The following is a 20,002-nucleotide window of genomic DNA, read 5'->3' as shown; positions in this document are numbered from 1 at the left end:
TCAGCCCGCCAGGATCTCGCCCGACCACGCTCCGTCGGCGAGTCGGTAGTGCTGACGCGTGCTCTGTCCGGCGGGGTCGCCGCGCCAGAACGTCAGGGTGAGCGGACGCAGCCGGAAACCGACCCAGCGCTGCGGCGGGTCGAGGAGCGGGTGCGTGGAGTCGAACTCGGCCCACACACGCCGGCGTTCGTCGGCGGGGAGCTGCGCGTTGTCGAGCGTGTTCATCCAGGCGAGCAGCTGCAGATAGCGCGACCGCTGCGCGTACACGGCGGCGGCCTCGCGCGCGCTGACGCGCTCGACGATCCCACGGACGACGAGCTGCCGACCCACCTCGGGCCACGCGACCGCCATCGCCGCGACCGGGTTGGCGGCGATCTCGGTGACCTTCGCGCTGGCGGCGTCGGTGTGGAAGTAGAGGCCCGTGGCATCCCGATCGCTCACGAGCACGTGACGGAGGGAGGGCAGTCCGTCGCGCCCGATCGTCGACAGCGCGGCGAGCGGGCGCAGCTCGCTGTCGTGCGGCGGCAGCCACCGCACCATCAGCGCCAGCGGGTCGGCGACGAGGGTGTCGGTCTCGTCGAGGTCGGAACCGAACGTGGTACCTGCCGTGATCATGGCCACCTCCGGGTTGCAGTGTCATCGCTGAGCGTAGGCATCGTGCGTTTCGGAGATGTTGCCGCCATGAACATTCGCCGAAACACAGGATTCGTACACTCCGGGCATGACGGTGCTCCCTCTGCTGGACGCGTGCCCCAAGCGCATGGAATACGGCCCGTGCGGAGGCGTCGGCTTCGACGGATCGTGCGAGATCGACGCTTCGCACTCCTGCGCGTTCCTCCCGCGGGGGACGGTGCCCTGGACGGGCATCGACCGGGCGACCCTCGTGGACCCCGGCCCGCGCACCGCCGCCGCGACGGAGACCCTGGCCTCGCTCGGCACGCGCCCGTGGGTCGTGGCCGACCTCCCGGCGCGCGCGCTGAGTGTGGCATCCATCGACTCCTGCGCCGCGGTGTTGGCGGGAGAGGTGGATGCCGTCCTCGCCGGCGACGCGGGAACCGCCCGGGTGCAGTTCCCCCCGGCCTACCGTGCCCACCTGCTGCAGCGCGCGGGGCTGCGGGTGTGGACCGGGCTCAACATGCGCGACCGCAACCGCGTGGCCATCGAGGGGGAGCTGGCGGCCCTGGCCGTCGAGGGGGTGGCCGGGGTGCACTGCGTCACCGGCGACCACACCCGCACGGGGGACCGGCCCGATGCCGCACCCGTGTTCGACCTCGACTCGACCGAGGCCGCCGCCCTGGCCCGTGCCGCGGGGCACGTCGTGTCGGTGGCGGCCTCACCCGCCGCGCCGCCGGTGGACCGACGGGACGCGCGGCTCCGCGAGAAGCTGCACGCCGGCGCCGACGTCTGCTTCGTGAACCACGCCGGGGGAGCGGAACCCGTGCGGCGGTTCATCGACGCCGTCGCGGCGCCGGTGTCGTACATCCCGTGCGTGCCGGTCGTCGTGGATCACGCCTCGGCCGACGTGCTCGAGTCGTTCACGACGCTCGTGCTGCCGGACGGGTTCCTGGAGCGGGTGCGGTCGGCGAGGGACCCCCGCGCGGAGGGCATCGCGCTCGCCGTGGCGCTCGCCGAAGAGCTGCTCGCGCTGCCGGGCGTGGTCGGCGTGAACCTGTCGGGCGGTCGCGACGGCGGCGAGGAGTCGTTCGCCGAAGCGCAAGCGGAGATCGCCCGGCGGCTGCGCTGACGCGGGGGTGCGCCGGGCCGACCGCACCCCGCCCGGCTCAGCGTGCGACGGCGGCGACCTCGGAGGACAATGCAAGCGCCAGCGCTCCCGCCACACGGTCGGTCTGGCGCAGCGCCAGGGAATCCGACCGCGGACGCGTGAAGGCGCCCGCCTCGGTTCCCGCCGTGAAGGGGCCGAGGGCGAACAGGGTGGCGTGCGGGTGCCCGTCGCGGGAGACGACCCTGCCGTCCGGGTCGACATCGATGCGTCCGAGCGAGCCCGCGAAGCGCTCGTCGGCGACGTGCACCTCTCTCCCGTGCCGCGATGCGAGCTCGCGCAGGGCGGGGTTGTCGCTGAAGGCCGCGCTCGGCGAGGGGAGCCACGCGTCGAGGAGCACTCGCGCGTCGACCTCCACGTGCGGAGAGGATGCCACGAAGCCACGCGCCGGGTCGACGTGCACCGCGACGTCGGGACCGAGGAACCGCACCACGCCGGCGTCGGCGAGCGCGAGCAGCTCCTCGAGACGGTGGGCCGGCGGCCCTGACGCGACATAGCTGAAGAAGGTGTGCCACGTCACGGGCAGATCGACCGCGCGTGAGCGCGCGCTCCACCGCGAAGTCGGGATGTCGGCGAGGGCGAGGAACGATCCCAGGATCGTCAGGAACAGCGCCTGGGCGGTGCTCCGCTCCTGCGTCGTCCGCAGCTGGAGGTCTTCCACGATGTGCTGCCGGACGCGGTCGTGCACGGCCTGCGCGTCGGGGAACGTCTCCCCGGCGAGCGGGACGTCGAGGGAGACGACGTCGAACCGGTCGAGCGGGTCGGGCACGACCTCGGCGACGGCGGCCCGGAGGGCGGCGACATCGCCGTCGATGCGACGGAGGGTCTCGCGGAACTCCTCCCACGTCGTCGTCACCCGGTCGGGGTGCCCGGTGAACAGCTCACGGTAGTGACCCCACACGAGCTCGCGCGCGATGAGCGGCCAGACGTCGTCGAGGAAGTCGATCGTGCCCGGGCGGGCCAGCAGCCCGGCGACCGTCGGACGCGTCAGGATCTCGAGCGCGGGCGGGTCGCCCTGCAGCTGCGACGACACCTTCGAGCGGTACGGCACTCCGCGACGGGAACCGAGGTGGAGGCGGGGCTCCCGACCGGAGGCGACGTAGCGCAGCAGCCCGTCCGCGTCTCGCACGAAGCGCCCGCCCCGGCCCTCGGCCAGCAGCACAACGGCATCCACCGATGCCAGCCCCATGCCCCGCACGATGACGTCCTGCCCGGGGGCGAGCGCGCTCAGGTCGGCGTCGGCGGTGAACGTCGGCTCGACGTACGAGAGGCCCGCCTGCGCGGCCGCGTCGAGCAGCTCCAGGGTTTCGCCGTCGGGCTCGCGGCCGTTGTGGCCGAGCGCGTAGACGACGGTGTCCGCGACCAGACGCGTTCCGTCGGCGAGCGCGACGTCCCACCCGTCGGGCGTGTCGTCCACCCAGTGGACGCTTCCGGGATGCCAGTGCACGTCGACACCCGGCGGGGCGATGGCGACGGTGCGGCGCCAGAACCAGTCGAGGTACAGGCTCTGCAGTCGACGAGTGGGGAAGCTGTCGCCGCGGAGCGATCGGACCTCGGCGAGCAGTGCGGGATCGTCGATCTCGACGTCGGGTAGCGTGTCGTCGCGGACGCGTTCCGCCCACTCGATCAGGGACGGCCCCGAGCGGACGGGTCCGGAGATCGTGCACGTCTCGTCGGTGAAGACGGTGACGTCGCGCGCCATCGAGTTGAGCTTCAGCAACGGCGACTGATCGCGCCGCCAGATGCGGCCGGCGCCGGGCGGAAACGGGTCGACGAGGGTGACCTGCAGCGGCGGATCCTGGCGGGTCCTCCGCGCGAGAAGGCGTTCCACGAGCATCACGGCCCGGGGGCCGGCGCCGATGATCACCAGGCGGACGGTGCGCGAGGTCATCGTGCGCCGATCGGGGCGGCCACCGGAGGCAGGCCGAGAAGGTCGTGCAGGGTCGCGCCGTCTTCGTAGGATCGGCGGTAGGACCCGCGTTCCTGGAGGAGCGGCACGACCCGATCGGTGAACTCGTCGAGTCCGTGCGGGGTGAGGTGTCCCACGACCGTGAACCCGTCGGTCGCCCGCTCCTGGACGTACCGATCGATCTCGGATGCCACGTGCTCCGGCGTCCCGACGAAGGTGTGCTTCGCGGTCAGACGGATCACCAGCTCCCGGATGCTCAGCTTCTCCTCCGCCGCGAGCGCGCGGAGCTGGTCGATGCGGGCGCGGATCGCGGCGTGACGTCCGGCGAAGCCCTGTGCCGTCTCGGTCCCGGTGTCGGGCTCGACGTCGGGCAGGGGGCCGTCGGCGTCGTAGTCGCTGAAGTCGCGGTTCCAGATCTGCTCGAGGTAGGTGATGGCGGTCTGCGGCCGCACCTGGGCGAGGGCGATCTCCCGCGAGCGCTCGCGCGCCTCGTCGGCGGTGTCGCCGAGCACGAAGGTCGCCGCGGGCAGGATCTTCAGCGAGTCCTCGGTGCGGCCGTGCGCCGCCAGCCGCCCCTTCACGTCGCGGTAGAACTGCTGCGCATCCTCGAACTCGGTGTGCAGCGAGAAGATCACGTCGGCGTGCGCGGTCGCGAAGTCGCGGCCGTCGGCGGAGTCCCCCGCCTGCACGATGACGGGGCGTCCTTGCGGAGACTGGGGGACGTCGAAGACGGCGTCGACATCGAACAGGCGCGAGGAGTGCCGTACCCGGGCGATCGCGTCCTCGCGGAGGAACTCGCCCGCGTCGGCATCCGCGACGATCGCGTCGGGATGCCACGACGACCACAGCGCCTTCGACAGCGCCGCGAATTCCGAGGCCCGCGCGTAGCGGTCGGCGTGGTCGAGGTACCCGCCGCGGCGGAAGTTCGCGCCGTGGAACGCATCCGAGCTGGTCACGGCGTTCCACCCGGCTCGCCCGCCCGACAGCAGGTCGAGCGTGCCGAGCTGGCGGGCGAGTTCGTACGGCTCGTTGAAGGTCGTGGAGAGCGTGCCGACGAGTCCGACGTGCTCCGTCACCGCCGCCAGGGCCGAGAGGATCGCGAGCGTGTTCGGCCGACCCGCGACGTCGAGGTCGTGGAGGCGGCCGCGGTGCTCGCGCAGCCGCAGCCCCTCGGCCAGGAAGATGTAGTCGAAGAAGCCGCGCTCGGCGTTCCGGGCGAAGTGCTCGAACGACGAGAAGTCGATCTGGCTGCCGGACTCGGGGTCTGTCCACACGGTGGTGTTGTTCACGCCGGGGAAGTGGGCGGCGAGGTGGATCTGGCGGCGGGTCATGCGCCGACCTCCTGACGGGCGAAGCGGCTGGCGAGCCGCGGGAGTCCGAGGCGCTCCCGTAGGGTGGGCACCCCATCGTCGGGTGACAGGATGCCGGCGGCCGCCGCGCGGGGGACCACCCGGTCCGCGATCACTGTGAGGTCGGCGGGCAGGCGCGCGGGCCGCAGGCGCACGCCGTCGACGTCGGCGTCGCGGAGGGCGCGGATCTCTTCGACGACGTCGTCCGCGGTGCCGACGACGACGCGGGCGTCGGTGGCGAGCGGGTCGGCGTCCTCGAGGCGCCGCCAGGCCGCCGCCGCCGCGGCGGGTGTGTCCTCGACGAGGACGAGCAGGTCGGCGAACACCCGCAGCCGCTGCTCGTCGGTGCGGACGGACGCCGCGGCATCCGCGAGCTCGTCCAGGATGCCGCCGACGGCGGAGGCGTCGGCGGGCGTGATGAACGCGACGTCGGCGTGCTCGGCGGCGAAGCGGTAGGGCACCGTCTGGTGCGCGAGGGCGGTGATGAGCGGCTGTCCTTGCGGCGACCGGGGAACGATCGAGGCACCCGTGAGGGAGAAGAACTCCCCGTCGAAGTCGACGCGGTGGACGCGCTCGCGGTCCAGGAACTTCCCGGTCTCGAGGTCGCGGACGATCGCGTCGTCCTCCCACGAGTCGGCCAACCGCCGGATGGCCTCGACGACCTCGCCCGCCTCGCGGAAGGCCGCAAGCAGCGCGGGGTCGTCCTCGACACGGCCGGATGCCGGAAGCCCGGCGGGTCCGTCGGCGCGGCGACCGAAGTTCGCCCGTTCCTGCGGCGACGATCCGGCGACGATGCGCGCCCCCGCGCGGCCGCGGCTGACGTGGTCGAGGGTCTGCAGCCCGGTTGCGAGGTGGAACGGTTCGGGGTGGGCGGTGGTGACGGTGGGGATCAGTCCGAGGCGGTCGGTGGTCGGGGCGAGGAAGGAGGCCACGAGCACCGCGTCGAGCCGGCCGCGGACGCGGTCGCGCCGGGTCTCGGCATCCGGATCGAAGGAACGACCGCCCAGGCTCAGCGCGTCTTCGAAGGTCGCGAACAGGATGCCGCCGCTGTCCGCGACGCGCGCGAGGTCGCGCCAGTAGCGCGCGGAGGTCAGCTCCGTCGGCCGTGCCGTGGGCTCGCGCCAGGCGGCGGGGTGCCATCCGGCGCCGTCCAGGGCGACGGCGAGGTGGATTCGTTCGGGCATCGTGCTCTCCCTCCGGGGCGGGAACGGCCCGCCGAGAGGCCCACTGTGCCGTCGGCTCGGTGGGGGCACAACACGTTCCGTAACGCAGCGCCGCGAGGCGTCATGTGACGACCGAATGCGGTGCCGGGCTCCACCCGAGCAGGGGCGCGAGTCGCCCGGCGATGTCTTCGAGGATCTGCGCGTAGTCGTCGGGTGCGAAGTCGAAGGGCAGCGCGAAGGCGACTTCGTCGACCTCGGGGAAGGCTGCCGAGGATCGCAGGCGGTCGGCGATCTCGTCGGAGGTGCCCACGATGTCCGCGGCGAAGAGCAGCCCGCGCGGCCCCTGCGGGATGCCGACGCGAGCGCTCCGCGCCTCCGCGTAGGCCGCGTAGCGTGCGCGTTGCTCGCGTGTGGCGGAGTCGGTCGGGATGACGACGAGACCCTGCGACACCCGGGCGGACTCGCCCTCGGGATGCGTGTCGCGGTACAGCCGGATCTGCGTGTGCTGCTCGGTGTCGAAGTCGGTCGTATCGACGGACTGGATCACGCTGCTGGTGAGCAGGTGGAAGCCGTTCTCGGCCGCCCAGACGGTGGATGCCGGGCTCCCGGCGCCGTACCAGAGCCGGTCGGCGAGGCCCCGGGAGTGCGGTTCGATCCGCTCCGAGTACTCCTCGATGCCCTCGCAGCCGGCGAAGGGGCTGATGCGCTCCCCGGCCAGGAATCGGCGGAGGCGGGCGAGCCGTTCGTAGCCGAACTCCTCGTGTGCGGCGGTGTCGGGGTACAACGCCGCTGCGATCTCGTCGAGACGGCGCGGCGGGCCGACCGAGAAGCCCGGCTCCAGCCGCCCACCGCTGAGAACGTCAACGGTCGCGAGGTCTTCCGCGAGGCGGAACGGGTTCTCGTAGCCCAGCGGGATCACGGCGGTTCCCAGCCGGATGCGGCTCGTCCGCTGCGACGCCGCGGCGAGCACGGCCACGGGCGACGAGATGCCGTACTGCAGGTGCCGGTCGCGCAGCCACGCACTGTCGAACCCGAGGCGTTCGGCGCGCTCGATGATCGCGAGGGTCGCCTCGTGGCCCGCGCGCGGGTCGTCGCGGTCGAACAACCCGATGGTCAGGAAGCCGAGGGAGCGGAGCGCGCGCGTCATGCCGGCGTCCGGACGGCGCTGAACTGGTTCCGGCGGCGCAGCGCGAATCCGAGGCGCTCGTAGGCGGCGATCGCTCCGACGTTCGAGGCGGCCGCGTGGAGCATCGCCCGCTCGCCGCGCGCCTGGATGTGGAAGGCGACGTCGAGCACCAGCCGCGAGGCGAGGCCCTGGCGGCGGTGATCGGCATCCACCGAGACAGCGCTGATCTCGGTCCAGCCGGTGGGGTGGAGGCGCTCCCCCGCCATCGCGATCAGTCGCCCGTCGCGACGGATGCCGATGTACCGACCGAGCTCGTACGTGCGGGGCCGGAAGGGGCCGGGTTGATTCCGGTCGACGATCGCGAGCATGTCCGCCGCGTCGTCGGCCCCGAGCTCGATCGCCTCCTCGTCGGGACGAGGACGCAGGGCGTCGGTCTCGACCAGCTGCACGCCCTCGCCGCCGCCGAGGTACTCCCACCCCTCGGGGAATCCGCCCTCATATCCCGACAGGCCCACCTCGGCCCCCGGCCCGACGAGCTCGCGCAACGCATCCCAGACTCCGGGCTCGTCCCACGTGCGCACCGCGACGAACGGGGCGACGTCGCCGGGATAGCGGCGCACGAGGTCGCCGCCGATCGCGAAAGAGGCGTGCGGGCCGGCCAGCGAATGCCAGGCGGCGTTGTCGAGGACGGTGGCGTCGGCGTGGGGAACGTCGACGGTTGCGGAGGAGGTCACCGGCCCACTGTGCGCCGCTCGTGCCGCGCGTGCAAGCCGAGAGCCGCGGTTCGCAACCGGCGCGGGCTCATGTGACGATGCGTGAAGTCCGGCGTCGGTCTGTGACGCTCGGCGACACGTCGCGCGGCCTCGGCCTCATCCTGGAAGGGATGCCGCCCGCGCGGCGCCATCGACCTGGACGGAAGGCCCCGCCGATGACCGACCGAGACGCCTTCTTCCGTGAATGGACGCGGTGGCACCGGCATCCCGTCCCGATGACGGCGGCGCGGAGGGTCCGCGCATGAGCGAGGAGAAGATCGACATCGCCGTGGTCGGAGCCGGCGCCATGGGTTCCGCGACCGCGTGGCATCTGGCCCGTGCGGGACGCGACGTGGCGGTGTTCGAGCAGTTCGAACCGGGGCACGTCCGCGGTGCCTCGCACGGAGCGTCCCGCAACTTCAACGTCGCCTACCCCCAGCCCGAGTACCTCACGTGGCTGCGCGACGCGCGCGTGCTCTGGCGCGAGCTCGAGCGGGCGTCGGGCACGCGCCTCCTCGAGACCACGGGCATCGTCACGCACGGTCCGGCATTCGACGCCGCGGCGGCTGCGGCGGCCATCGCGGCGGGCGGGTTCGACGCCGACGTCGTCGACCCGGTGTCGGCGGCCGCACGGTGGCCCGGCTTCCGCTTCGCGACCGACGTCCTCCACACCCCCGGTGCGGGACGCCTGGATGCCGACGCCGCGGTGTCCGCGTTCCTCGCCGGGGCCGTGGCATCCGGAGCGCACCTGTCCTGGCGCACGGCCGTGGCCGACGTGGTCGTGCATGGCGACGACGACGTCCGCTTCACCGTGACGGATGCTGGGGGCCCGCGCCGCGTGCGCGCCCGGCGCCTCGTCAGCACGGCGGGGGCGTGGACGGCCAAGACGCTCGCGGGGGTCCGGGGGGTCACCCTGCCCGCGCTGCGGGTCACCCAGGAGCAGCCGGCGCACTTCCGACCGTACGATCCCGCCGCGGCATGGCCGGGGTTCAACCACCACCGCGATGCCGACGATCCCGCGACATCGTGGTTCGCGGCGCCGGTCTACGGCATGCTGACACCGGGAGAGGGCGTCAAGGCCGGGTGGCATGCAGCGGGTCCGGAGGTCGACCCGGATCACCGCAGCTTCGTCCCGGACCCGCGGCTGACCGGCGCGCTGGTGCGGTACGCCCGCGAGTGGTTGCCGGGCGTGGATGCCGAGGCCTTCGCCGAGATCACGTGCACCTACACCTCGACGGTCGACGCCCGATTCGTGCTCGAACGCGTGGGGCCGATCGTCATCGGCGCCGGGTTCTCGGGACACGGCTTCAAGTTCACGCCGGTGGTCGGTCGCACGCTGGCGGCGTTGGCGTCGTAGCCGCGCGCGTCGCCATAGCTTGTCGCCTGCAGGTCGTTCGAGGCGACACGTCGGGGCGACTCGCGCGCGTCTTCGGCGACACGCGGGTCAGAGATCCAGCCCGAAGGCGCGCAGGTCGATCCAGTGCCCCGGCTCCACCTCGATCGGGTGCTCGCGCTCGGTCAGTCGCCGGAAACCGAGCTTCAGGTACAGCGCGTGCGCACCGGTCATCTCCGGCCCGCTGTTCATCACGATGCGGCCCGCGCCGCGTGCGCGGGCGAGGTCGATGACGTGCCGGGTGAGGGCTGCGCCGACGCCGCGTCCGCGCGCCGCGGGGGCGACCGCGAGCTGCCGGAAGTCGAGCTCGCCGTCCTGCGCGAGCTCCGATAACCGCTCGCCGGGCCGGGGCACCCACACCGTGCCGAGGATCGTTCCGTCGGGGTCGACGGCCACCCACACGTCCCCCTCGGCGACACGGCCCGCGACATCGGCGAGAGAGGCGAGATACGCCTCGGTGAGACCGTCGTAGCTGTGGCGGTAGGCCTCCGCCGTGACGCCACCGGCCTCGGCGTACTCGCCCGGGGTCACGAGCCGGATCGTCAGGGCACCGTCGGGACGTGCGTCCGAATCGGCGGGGAGCGGGGTGGTCATGGCATCCATTCTTCCGGCGGGGGAACGCGACGCGGCCCGGTCCGTGGGGACCGGGCCGCGCGTGGGCTCAGGACTTGGGGAGTCCCGGCGGGTTGATCTCGGAGGACGTGATCCCCTCGGAGTCGAGGTTCCAGACCTTGAGGAGGTCGGCGTACTTCCCGTCCTCGATGAGTGCGTTGAGCACGATGTTCACGGGCTCGATCAGGCCGTTGCCTTTCTTCGTGCCCGCGGCGATGTCGGCCTGGAGCGGCCATCCGCCGGGGATGAGGCCGACGAGCTTGGTCTCACCGGTCTCCTTCGCGGCCCACGCCGAGGTGGCGTTGGGGCCGAAGTTGGCGTCGGCACGACCGGACTGCAGCGCCAGCGTCGCGGCGGCGTTGTCGTCGTAATACTGGAGCTCGGCCGGGGCCTTGCCGGCGTCGGTGAGCTCCTTGTTCCAGGCGAGCAGGACCTTCTCCTGGTTGGTGCCCGAGCCGACGATGACCTTCAGACCCGAGATGTCGGCGGACGTCTCGATCTTCGCGATCTTGCTGTCCGAGCGCACGTAGAACCCGAGCACGTCCTGGCGGTAGCTCGCGAAGTCGTACAGCTCCTTGCGCTCCTCCGTCACGGTGACGTTCGAGGTGATCAGGTCGTACTTGCCGGACTGGATGCCGAGCGGCCAGTCCGCCCACGCCACGACGACGGGGTTGTACTCCAGGCCCAGACCTTCCGCGATGAGGGCGCCGATGTTCGGCTCGGTGCCGGCCACGTCGCTCGCCGCGGTCGTGCCGTCGGGCTGGTAGCTCAGCGGCGGGACGAACGCGCCGATGGCGACGGTCAGCTTGCCGGGGGTGATGGGGGTGAAGCCGCTCGCCTTGAGCGCCGCGACGGCCGCGGGCACGGGATCGGTGTGGACCCATTCGATCTCGCCGGTCGACGCGGATGCCGATGCGGAGGGCTCGGGTGCGGCGGCCGCCTCGGCCGGGCGGTTGAGGCCGATCGCGATTCCGACGCCGGCGACGGCGACGACCGCCGCGGCGATCACACCGATCGCGATGCCCTGCTTCTTACTGAGTGCCATGCTGTGACTCCTTGTGGTGCGGGTGGGGGTGCCGCGGCGACGGGTGGCGCCAGGACGTACGGGTGACCGGGGGCGACGGCGGCGCCGTCTCGGGCGGGGTTCGGCTCAGCCCAGGACCTTCGCGAGGAACTCCCGCGTGCGAGGGTGCTTCGGGTGAGTCAGGACTTCGGCGGGCGTGCCCTGCTCGACGACCCGCCCCTGGTCGAGGAAGACGACCCGGTCGGCGACCTCGCGGGCGAAGCCGATCTCGTGCGTGACGATGACGAGCGTCGTCCCGAACTTCGCCAGATCGCGGATGACGTCGAGCACTTCGCCGACGAGTTCGGGGTCGAGCGCGCTCGTCGGCTCGTCGAACAGCAGCACCTTCGGCGTCAGGGCGAGCGCGCGGGCGATCGCGACGCGCTGCTGCTGACCGCCGGAAAGTTGCCGCGGGTAGGCGTCGGCCTTGTCGGAGAGGCCCACGCGATCGAGCAGGCTCAACGCCAGATCCCGCGCGTCGCCCTTGGTGAGCCGCCTCAGTGCGAGCGGCGCCTCGGTGATGTTCTCGAGGGCCGTGAGGTGGGGGAACAGGTGGAAGTTCTGGAACACGATGCCCACCTGCGTGCGACGCTGCAGGATCTCCCGCTCGCGCAGCTCGTGCAGCTTGCCGCCCCGCAACTCGTAGCCGATGAACTCGTCGTCCACCGTCACCGACCCGGCATCCACCGTCTCGAGGTGGTTGATCGTGCGCAGCAGCGTCGACTTCCCCGAACCGCTCGGGCCGAGGAGCGCCACGACCTCGCCCGGGTGAATCGTCAGGTCGATGCCCTTGAGCACCTCGACGCCGTGGAAGCTCTTGTGGACGTTGTGGATCTCGATGAGCCCGCGCGTGGGGGCCTCCGTCGTGGTGCTCATGCGCCCGTTCCTCCGAACGTGGTGTCATTGCCGTTCGAGGTGGGCCGGACGGATGCCACGGGTGCGGCATCCGATCCGCCCGGGGGTGGGACGGGCCCGTCTCCGAGCCGCGCCCACTGCAGCGCGATCCAGCTCCGGGCGCGCTGCAGTGGCGTCGGCGGCAGTGCCCGCGCGGATCCCCGGGCGTAGTACCGCTCGATGTAGTACTGCCCGACGCTCAGGATCGTGGTGATGATCGCGTACCAGACCACCGCGACCAGCAGCAGCGGGATGACGCGGCTGTTCCGGTTGTAGATGACCTGCGCGGCGTAGAACAGCTCGGGGATGGCGATGACGAACACGACCGAAGCACCCTTGACGAGCCCGATCACCTCGTTGGTGGCGTTCGGGACGATCGAGCGCATCGCCTGGGGAAGGATGATGCGGAACAGGCGGCGGGAAGCGGGGATGCCGAGCGCTGCGGCCGCCTCGTACTGGCCCGGGTCGACCGAGATGAGTCCGCCGCGGATGATCTCAGCGGAGTAGGCCGCCTGGTGGAGTCCCAGCCCCAGGATCGCCGCGGCGAACGCGCTGATCAGCTGCACCGTGGGGAACTCCACGATCCAGAAGTCGGTGGTGAAGGGCGTTCCCAGCCCGAGCGTCGGGTAGAGGTATCCGAGGTTGTACCAGACGATGATCTGCACGACGAGGGGCACCGAACGGAAGAACCAGATGTAGCCCCACGCCAGCGAGCTGACCAGCGGCGACCGCGACAGCCGCCCGAGGGCGATGAGCGTCCCCAGCAGGAAGCCGACCGCGGCCGAGATCGCCGTCAGCTCGAGCGTGTACCCGATACCGATGAGGACGGGTTCCGAGAAGAAGTACTGCGCGAACGTGTCCCACATGAAGCGGTCGTTCGTGACGAGGTTCCAGGCGAACTGCGCGACGACGAACAGCAGCAGGCCGCTGAGGATCCACCGCCACCAGTGGCGCGTGGGAACCACGGCGACCGTGCCGAGATCGATCCTGCCGGTCGCGGGTGCGGTGTCGGTGCGGGCGGCGGGCGCCGGCGCGGTGGTGGTCATGTGTGCTCCTCGGGACTCCGGAACGACGCGGGGCGTCGCTGGGTGAGGGTCACGGTACGACCGCCCGTGAGCGCCCCGCGAGGCGCGCATTCACGCGTCGACACGGTCCGCCATGCGCCGAAACCGGAAGCAACGGGCCGTAACACGCTGGACGCGCGGGGCGCGCGCCGCTATGCGGTGTGAGCCCGGTGGGGGCGCCCGGAGGGCCGTGCCGAACTCCGGAGAATCGCGCTCGTCGGCCCTCATCCGGGGCGAATGCGCACGGGCGGATCCGATCTCTCCGGAGTTCGGCCCGGGGGAGGCCCGGGTCAGGCGTCGCGAAGGATGCGCGCCGTCACGCGGGCGCCGAAGTGCACGGCATCCACAGGCACGCGCTCGTCCGCGGCGTGGAACTGGCCGAACACGTCGAAGTCGGCCGGCACGCGGAGCGGGACGAAGCCGTAGCCACGGATGCCGAGGCGGGCGAGGTGCTTGTTGTCGGTGCTGGCCGGGAGCAGGAACGGCACGACGGTCGCGCCGGGGTCCTCGGCGGTGATGGCATCCTGTAGGACGTCCAACAGGCGCGCATCGACGGGGGACTCGATAGCCGGGATGTCACGGGCCCAGGCGACCGCGATGTCGTCGCCGACGACCTCGGCCAGCTGGGTGCGCACCGCCTCGCCCTGGCCCGGCAGGACCCGGACGTCGAGCGTGGCGCTCGCCGTCGCGGGGATGACGTTCGCCTTCCCGCCGGCGGTGAGAACGGTCGGCGAGGCGGTGTTGCGCGTCCCCGCGCCGATCACCGATGCCGCGAAACCGAGGCGTTGCAGGTCGACGTCGAGGTCGTCGCCGTCGAACGGCCGGCCGCTCGCGCGACCGTAGACCTCGAGGAACCGCTCCAGAGTCGCCGTGCGGACGATCGGGAACCGGTGCGCTCCGACCGCGACGACCGCGCGGGCGAGGCGCACGACCGCGTTGTCGTCGGTGGGCCGCGAGCCGTGCGCGGCGTGACCTCTCGCCGTCAGTGTCGCCGTCGTGACGCCCTTCTCGGCCGTGGCGACGAGATACGCGCGGCGGTCGTCCGGAAGGGGCAGCGAGAAGCCGCCGACCTCGCTGATCGCTTCGGTGGCGCCGGCGAACAGTTCGGGGCGGTTCTGCACGATCCAGCGTGCGCCCCAGACGCCCCCCGCCTCCTCGTCGGCGAAGAACGCGAAGATGAGGTCGCGCCGCGGGGTCACCCCGTCGCGGCGGAACGCCCGCGCGATCGCGAGCAGCATCCCCGCGAAGTTCTTCATGTCGACCGCGCCGCGGCCGTACAGCATCCCGTCGTGGATCTCCGCACCGAAGGGCGGATGCGTCCAGTCGGTCTCGTCGACCGGGACGACGTCGAGGTGAGCGTGGGCGACGAGGGCACCGGCATCCGGATCCGACCCCGGGAGGCGCGCGACCACGCTCGCGCGTCCCGGCCACGGCTCGACGAAGTGCGTCTCGTACCCGACCTCGCGCAGACGCTCCTGGACGAACAGTGCCGCGCGGGTCTCACCGTCGCCGATGGTGGCCGGATCGCCTGTGTTGACGCTGTCGATGCGGATCAGCGCGCGAACGAAGTCGAGCGCCTCGGTCTCGAGGTCGGACACGGCGCGATCGTCGGTGGACATGCGGCTCCAGGTCGGCGTGAGGGATGCTCCGCCCACGGTAGTCATGCCCGAATGTCCGTCGCCTCCCTCGGTCACGAAGGGACACACGTACCGGGCCTCAGTGCATGATCATGCCGCCGGTGACGTTGATCGCCTGTCCGGTGAGGTACCCGCCGGCGGGGGAGGCGAGGAAGTGGGTCACCCCCGCGACGTCCTCCGGGATGCCGAGGCGGCCCAGCGGCGACTTCGCGCTCCAGGCGGCGACGTCGGCCTCCGACCGGGTGTCGGCGCCCATATCGGTGAGCACGTACCCCGGGCAGACGGCGTTGACGGTGACGCCGTGGCATCCCCACTCCTGCGCCCCGGCGCGCGTGAGCGCCACGACCGCCGCCTTTGACGCGGCGTAATGCCCCTCGCCGCCGCCGCCGTGCTTCGCGGCCATGCTCGCGATGTTGACGATCGAGCCGCGGCGGGCTTCGAGCATGACGGGCGCGACGGCCTGCATGGTGACGAGGGTCGCGCGGGCGTTGATGTCGAGGACGCGGTCCCAGTCGTCGACCGTGATGTCCAGCAGCGAGGCGTGCTGGAAGATCCCGGCGCAGTTGACGAGCACGTCCACGCCGCCGAGCGCTGCGACGGCCTCGCCGACCGCGCGGCGCGTGTCGAGCGGGTCGAGCAGATCGACCGGGAAGAAGGATGCCGACTCACCCGCGGGCGCGCGCCGGTCGAGCACCGCGACCGCCGCGCCGTCGGCCACGAACCGTTCCACGATGGCGGCACCGATGCCGCCGGAACCTCCGGTCACGATGACGCGCTGGGACATGGCACTCCTCACCCGGGCGTCGGGAGCGCCCGTCGGCGTCACCGTACGCCCGGGCCGCGACGCCTCCGCGACGCGGGTGTTTCGGCGGCGTAACGGGGTGCGGTGGCGGCGGCGCCTCCCTGGCGGCGCCTCTTCCCGGCGGCGCCTCCCTGGCGCCCCCTCCTCGCGAGAAACGGCATCGACGCCCAGACACGGCGGCTCGTCCCGTGTTTCGCCGGGAACAGCGTTTATCGCGCGTGGCGGGGGCCTTGGACAGCGTTTATCGCGCGGCGCGTCGCCCGGGATCAGCGGTTATCGCGCGGCGCGTCGCCCGGGATCAGCGTTTATCGACGGAGGATCGCGAGCTGAGCCCACACCTCGGTGACGTCCACCTCGAGCCTCGCGTCGGTCCCGTGGGACCGCCAGGCGTCACGGTCGAACACGAACGCACGCTCGACCGCGAGCACGTACAGCCGTTTCGTCGGCGCGGCGAGCACCGTCGCCGGATCGTCATCGCCGGCGTCGCGCGGGAGCCGCGCGGCCAGCACGTCGCGGATCGCCGAGGCGTCGGCATCCACCTCCCGCGCCGCGAAGGCGAGCTGCACGCCGTCGGCGTCGGCGGGCGCGGCCGACGAGTCGAACACGACACCGGATGCCACGCCCGACGCCGCGATCGCCCGGGCGTGCCGCGACGAGACGTCGGACTCGACGTACATGCCTCGGGGGAGGAGCCGGTACTGCGCGGCCGCGGTCCAGGGTCCGTCGGCGTCCGCCGTGCCGATCACGACGAAGCGCTGGGTCGCCAGGATCGCGGCCGCGCGCTGCTCGGGAGACGTCATGCGGCCCATCGTCGGGGGTGTGCGCGACGCGGGTGTTTCCGCGCCGTAACGCTTCTGCGGTGGCGAGCCGCGGCACGCGCGGTTCCGCCGTTCCAGGGTGTTGAGTGTCCAAGACACGCGGACGTGGGCGCGTGGCATCCGCGTGTCTTGGACACTCAACGGTGGGACCCGACCCGCCCGCCACACCCGGCCGAACGACACAGGAGCACCGTGAGCGACACCGTCCACCCCGCGATCACCGACCCGGACGTCCGCGCGCACCTCGCGCGGCTCGCGGCGCGGGCGGGCACGATCCCGTCGGGGGCCACGGATGCCGAGGGCGACGACGCCGCACGGATCGCCGAGCTGCGCGCCAACCCGTCGTGGGTGCGGCTGCCCGACGACGACGTGATCGAGTCGATCGACACCGCCGACGGCGACATCGCGCTGCGCCTGTACCGTCCGCGCGCCGGCCACCGCGGAACCCTCGTGTTCGCCCACGGCGGCGGATGGGTCGCCGGCGACCTCGACAACAACGACGCCCTGTGCCGTGCGCTCGCCGCGGCCACCGGCGCGCAGGTGCTGAGCGTCGACTACCGGCTCGCGCCCGAGCATCCCTTCCCCGCGGGTCTCGACGACCTCGACCGAGCCCTGCGCTTCGCCGCGGACGGGGCCGGCGGCCTCGTCGACCCGACGCTCCTCGGCGTCGCGGGGCACAGCGCCGGCGGCAACCTCGCCGCCGCGTTGGCCTTGCGATCTCGCGAGGGCCGGGCTCCTGGCATCCGGGTCCAGGTGCTGCTGTGCCCCGTGCTCGACGCCCCCGACCCCGGCCGGCCGAGCTACCGTGCCCACACCGAGAATCTTCCGCTGACCGCGAAGGGCATGCAGTGGTACTGGGGGCTGTATCTCCCGGATGCCACGGTCCCGGTGCCCGTCGAGGCGGCGCCGCTGCGCGTGCCGGGGCTCGCCGGTTCGGCTCCGGCGGTGATCGTCGCGGCGGGCGTCGACCCGCTCTCCGACGAGGCGGAGGAGTACGCCGGGCGGCTGGCGGCATCCGGAACACCCGTCGAGTTCGTGCGGCGCGAGGGCGTCCCGCACCTGTTCCTCGTGTTCCCCTCGACGCCCGCCCGCGACGAGGTCCTGGCCGCCGTCGCGCCGGCGGTGCGCGCGGCGTTCGCCTGAGGCCGGCGAACCTCGTCCCACTTATGGCCGGTTCGACGGCTCGCAGCCAGCCATAAGTGGGACACGGTTCGCCAGAAGTGGGACGAGGACCCCCGCAAACCTCCCGCCGCACACTCGGAACACCGCGGAAACACGCCATTGTTACCGTCATCAACATGTCGCTTCTGGTCACGAATGCACGGCTCATCACGGTCCCCGCGGGCACCGACGACCCCGGCTACATCGAGCGCGGATACATGCTCGTCCAGGACGGACGCATCGCCGCGATCGGCGCGGGCGACCCCGATCCGGGCCTCACCGCCGACGAGATCCTCGACGTCGACGGCAAGTTCGTCGCCCCGGGGTTCGTCTCCTCGCACAGCCACCTGTTCACCAGCGGCTCGCGCGGCCTCGGCGTCGACCAGACGCTCTACGGCTGGTGCACCTCGATGTTCAGCGTCCTCAACAACGCCTCGCCCGACCAGATCTACTGGGCGACGCTGCACGGTTCGCTCGACTTCCTCGCCAACGGTGTGACCACGGCGTACAACTTCACCGACCCGCTCCTGCCGTGGGAGCCGATGGTCGAGGGCAAGCGCGCCGACGGCGGCGGACAGCTCCGCGATCACGCATGGCACACCCGACAGGCCGACGGATGCCATGACGCGGGCCTCCGCTTCGTCGACTCCATCGCGCTCGATGCGACCGTCGGCACCGACGACGAGATCTTCGCCCGGTTCGAGGCATCCCTGGATCACGTCCTCGCGATGGACCCCGACATCGCGCTCGGCGCGTCGATCATGGGGCAGGTGCAGTGGTCGACCCGGCCGGATGCCGCCGAGATCGAGGTCGCCGTCATGGACCGCTTCGGTGTCACCAACCAGGCGCACTTCCTCGAGACGTACGAGGCGATCGAGCACCAGCAGACGAAGTTCCAGCTGTACAAGAACGCCGGGGCACTGCGCCCGGGCATGATGTTCGGGCATTTCATCCAGACGACGCCGGAGATCATCGCGGATGCCGCCGCCGGCGGCGCCAGCATGTCGTGGCAGCCGGCGTCCAACGGACGCCTCGCGTCGGGGATCGCGCACGTGCCCGAGATGCTCGACCTCGGCATGAAGGTCGGCATGGGCCTGGACGATCAGGCGTGCACCGACGTCGCCGACCCCTGGCAGAACATGCGCATGGGCATGTTCATGCAGCGCGCCCGCACCCACGACCCGCTGTCGATGATGCCCGAGCGCGTACTGCGCCTGCACACCCTCGGCGGAGCCGAGATCATGGGCGTCGACGACCGTGTCGGCAGCCTCGAGGTGGGGAAGTTCGCCGACTTCGTGGTCGTCGACCCGCGGCTGCCGGACGTCGGTCCGCTGTGGAACCCCGTGCGCAGCTACGTGCTCGCGTGCGGCCTGCGCAACCTGAAGCAGGTGTACGTCGGCGGCAAGCTCGTGAACGAGGACGGCGTCTCGACCAACCCGCTGGCCGCGGAGGCGTCGCACGTGCTGCACACCGAGCTCCCGGCGCTGGCCGACGAGTTCGGCGTCATCCTGTAGGTCGCCCGCGCGGGTTCCGAGCGCCACGCGCCTCGAGACTGCATCTTCCTGATGACCCCATTGCAGATTGCAGTGGAGATGTCAGGCGAATGCAGTCTCGGCGTTCCCGCTCGCTGAGGGAGGAACGTGCGAGCCTGGGCGCATGCGCACGGTGATCGCGGGTCTCGACGTCCACGTCTCGCACGACGACATCGCGGGGCGCGACGTGCTGCTGTGGCACCACGGATCGCCGCAGACGGGGGCGATCCTTCCGCCCGTCCGAGCCGCGGCCGACGCTCGCGGGCTCGTCGTCGTGTCGGTCGCGCGGCCCGCATACGCGCTCTCGCCGCGTGCGCCGGGTCGCACGGTCGCCGATGTGGCCGCGGGGCTGCGCCCCGTGCTTGAGGCGTTGGGCGTGGCATCCGTGGTCTCGGTGGGGGCCTCGGGTGGCGGACCGCACGCGCTCGCGTGCGCGGTCGTGATGCCGGATCTGGTCCACCGCGTCGTCACGTTCGCGTCACCTGCGCCGTTCGACGGCAGCGACGAGTGGTTCGCCGGGATGCAGGCGCCGCAGGCGCTCCGCGCCGCGACGGAGGGCGAAGAGGCGCGGCGCCGGTTCGCCGAGATGGACGAGTTCGACCCGGACTCGTTCGTGGATGCCGACTACACCGCGCTGCAGGGGGAGTGGGCGTCGCTCGGCGCCGACGTCGGGGCGTCGGCCGAGTACGGCGACGACGGGCTCGTCGACGACGACCTCGCGTTCGTCCGGCCCTGGGGGTTCGCGCTCGCGGAGGTCACGGCATCCGTCCTGCTCGTCCAGGGCCGACGGGACCGCGTGATCCCGCCGCGACACGCGGAGTTGCTCGCCGAGGCGCTCCCGACCGGAACGCTCGAGCTTCACCCCGCCGACGGACACGTCTCGGTGCTGCGGCACCTCGCGACCGTGCTGTAGCCCGGGTGCGATGCGCTCGACGATGGCGCCGCTG

The 20,002-nt window shown here is 72.1% G+C and carries 18 protein-coding genes; 5 read left to right on the top strand and 13 right to left on the bottom strand.

Annotation, left to right across the window (positions count from 1 at the left end):
- Window positions 1–615 (bottom strand): pyridoxine/pyridoxamine 5'-phosphate oxidase, encoded by a 615-nt coding sequence (locus tag BW982_RS08760; protein WP_076492314.1) that lies wholly within the window; start codon window positions 613–615, stop codon window positions 1–3.
- Between the two features lie 106 nt (window positions 616–721).
- On the opposite strand from BW982_RS08760, the gene BW982_RS08755 reads away from it, so the two are divergent.
- The gene (locus tag BW982_RS08755) at window positions 722–1,744 is read left to right on the top strand and encodes a methylenetetrahydrofolate reductase C-terminal domain-containing protein (protein ID WP_076492311.1); all 1,023 of its coding nucleotides are present in this window, start codon (window positions 722–724) and stop codon (window positions 1,742–1,744) included.
- A gap of 37 nt (window positions 1,745–1,781) precedes the next feature.
- On the opposite strand, the gene BW982_RS08750 is transcribed toward BW982_RS08755, so the two are convergent.
- From BW982_RS08750 to BW982_RS08730, 5 genes are all read right to left on the bottom strand, one after another.
- A complete protein-coding gene (locus BW982_RS08750; protein WP_076492309.1) occupies window positions 1,782–3,671 on the bottom strand; it encodes an FAD/NAD(P)-binding protein in 1,890 nt (629 codons plus the stop codon).
- On the bottom strand, window positions 3,668–5,020 hold the full coding sequence (locus BW982_RS08745) for an NtaA/DmoA family FMN-dependent monooxygenase (protein WP_076492307.1): 1,353 nt from the start codon (window positions 5,018–5,020) through the stop codon (window positions 3,668–3,670). The genes BW982_RS08750 and BW982_RS08745 overlap by 4 nt, the downstream gene beginning before the upstream one ends.
- Complete coding sequence (locus BW982_RS08740; protein ID WP_076492305.1) at window positions 5,017–6,222, bottom strand: LLM class flavin-dependent oxidoreductase; 1,206 nt, start codon at window positions 6,220–6,222, stop codon at window positions 5,017–5,019. Before BW982_RS08740 ends, BW982_RS08745 begins: the two co-directional genes overlap by 4 nt.
- Window positions 6,223–6,322: 100 nt before the next feature.
- Window positions 6,323–7,348, bottom strand: coding sequence for an LLM class flavin-dependent oxidoreductase (locus tag BW982_RS08735; RefSeq protein WP_076492302.1), 1,026 nt, complete (start codon window positions 7,346–7,348; stop codon window positions 6,323–6,325).
- Window positions 7,345–8,061, bottom strand: a complete 717-nt coding sequence (locus BW982_RS08730; protein ID WP_076492299.1) for a GNAT family N-acetyltransferase — start codon at window positions 8,059–8,061, stop codon at window positions 7,345–7,347. Before BW982_RS08730 ends, BW982_RS08735 begins: the two co-directional genes overlap by 4 nt.
- Before the next feature lie 280 nt (window positions 8,062–8,341).
- On the opposite strand from BW982_RS08730, the gene BW982_RS08725 reads away from it, so the two are divergent.
- Window positions 8,342–9,436: an FAD-dependent oxidoreductase gene (locus BW982_RS08725; RefSeq protein ID WP_076493596.1), complete on the top strand. Its 1,095-nt coding sequence runs from the start codon at window positions 8,342–8,344 to the stop codon at window positions 9,434–9,436.
- Between the two features lie 87 nt (window positions 9,437–9,523).
- Here BW982_RS08725 and BW982_RS08720 read toward each other — a convergent pair whose 3' ends face one another.
- The 7 genes from BW982_RS08720 to BW982_RS18185 form a co-directional block, all read right to left on the bottom strand.
- Complete coding sequence (locus tag BW982_RS08720) at window positions 9,524–10,066, bottom strand: GNAT family N-acetyltransferase (RefSeq protein WP_076492297.1); 543 nt, start codon at window positions 10,064–10,066, stop codon at window positions 9,524–9,526.
- A gap of 67 nt (window positions 10,067–10,133) precedes the next feature.
- Complete coding sequence (locus tag BW982_RS08715) at window positions 10,134–11,129, bottom strand: ABC transporter substrate-binding protein (RefSeq protein WP_076492295.1); 996 nt, start codon at window positions 11,127–11,129, stop codon at window positions 10,134–10,136.
- A 105-nt stretch (window positions 11,130–11,234) separates the two neighbouring features.
- Complete coding sequence (locus tag BW982_RS08710) at window positions 11,235–12,023, bottom strand: amino acid ABC transporter ATP-binding protein (RefSeq protein ID WP_076492292.1); 789 nt, start codon at window positions 12,021–12,023, stop codon at window positions 11,235–11,237.
- Complete coding sequence (locus BW982_RS08705; RefSeq protein WP_076492289.1) at window positions 12,020–13,087, bottom strand: amino acid ABC transporter permease; 1,068 nt, start codon at window positions 13,085–13,087, stop codon at window positions 12,020–12,022. The genes BW982_RS08710 and BW982_RS08705 overlap by 4 nt, the downstream gene beginning before the upstream one ends.
- A 308-nt stretch (window positions 13,088–13,395) precedes the next feature.
- Complete coding sequence (locus tag BW982_RS08700; RefSeq protein WP_254845561.1) at window positions 13,396–14,769, bottom strand: M20/M25/M40 family metallo-hydrolase; 1,374 nt, start codon at window positions 14,767–14,769, stop codon at window positions 13,396–13,398.
- 52 nt (window positions 14,770–14,821) lie between these two features.
- Window positions 14,822–15,526, bottom strand: coding sequence for an SDR family NAD(P)-dependent oxidoreductase (locus BW982_RS08695; protein WP_076492287.1), 705 nt, complete (start codon window positions 15,524–15,526; stop codon window positions 14,822–14,824).
- A gap of 323 nt (window positions 15,527–15,849) precedes the next feature.
- Complete coding sequence (locus tag BW982_RS18185) at window positions 15,850–16,344, bottom strand: pyridoxamine 5'-phosphate oxidase family protein (protein ID WP_076492284.1); 495 nt, start codon at window positions 16,342–16,344, stop codon at window positions 15,850–15,852.
- Window positions 16,345–16,554: 210 nt separating this feature from the next.
- On the opposite strand from BW982_RS18185, the gene BW982_RS18180 reads away from it, so the two are divergent.
- The 3 genes from BW982_RS18180 to BW982_RS08675 all read left to right on the top strand — a co-directional run bounded on the left by BW982_RS18180 (window position 16,555) and on the right by BW982_RS08675 (window position 19,968).
- The gene (locus BW982_RS18180) at window positions 16,555–17,505 is read left to right on the top strand and encodes an alpha/beta hydrolase (RefSeq protein WP_175611069.1); all 951 of its coding nucleotides are present in this window, start codon (window positions 16,555–16,557) and stop codon (window positions 17,503–17,505) included.
- Window positions 17,506–17,660: 155 nt separating this feature from the next.
- Window positions 17,661–19,037 carry an amidohydrolase family protein gene (locus tag BW982_RS08680; protein WP_076492282.1) on the top strand — a complete coding sequence of 459 codons (1,377 nt, stop codon included), beginning with the start codon at window positions 17,661–17,663 and terminating at the stop codon, window positions 19,035–19,037.
- A gap of 142 nt (window positions 19,038–19,179) precedes the next feature.
- Window positions 19,180–19,968 carry an alpha/beta fold hydrolase gene (locus BW982_RS08675; RefSeq protein ID WP_076492279.1) on the top strand — a complete coding sequence of 263 codons (789 nt, stop codon included), beginning with the start codon at window positions 19,180–19,182 and terminating at the stop codon, window positions 19,966–19,968.
- Window positions 19,969–20,002 lie beyond the last annotated feature (34 nt).

Origin of the sequence: Microbacterium sp. RURRCA19A, assembly GCF_900156455.1 — a bacterium.
Classification (GTDB): Bacteria; Actinomycetota; Actinomycetes; order Actinomycetales; family Microbacteriaceae; genus Microbacterium.
This window is presented reverse-complemented; position numbering and strand designations above follow the sequence as displayed.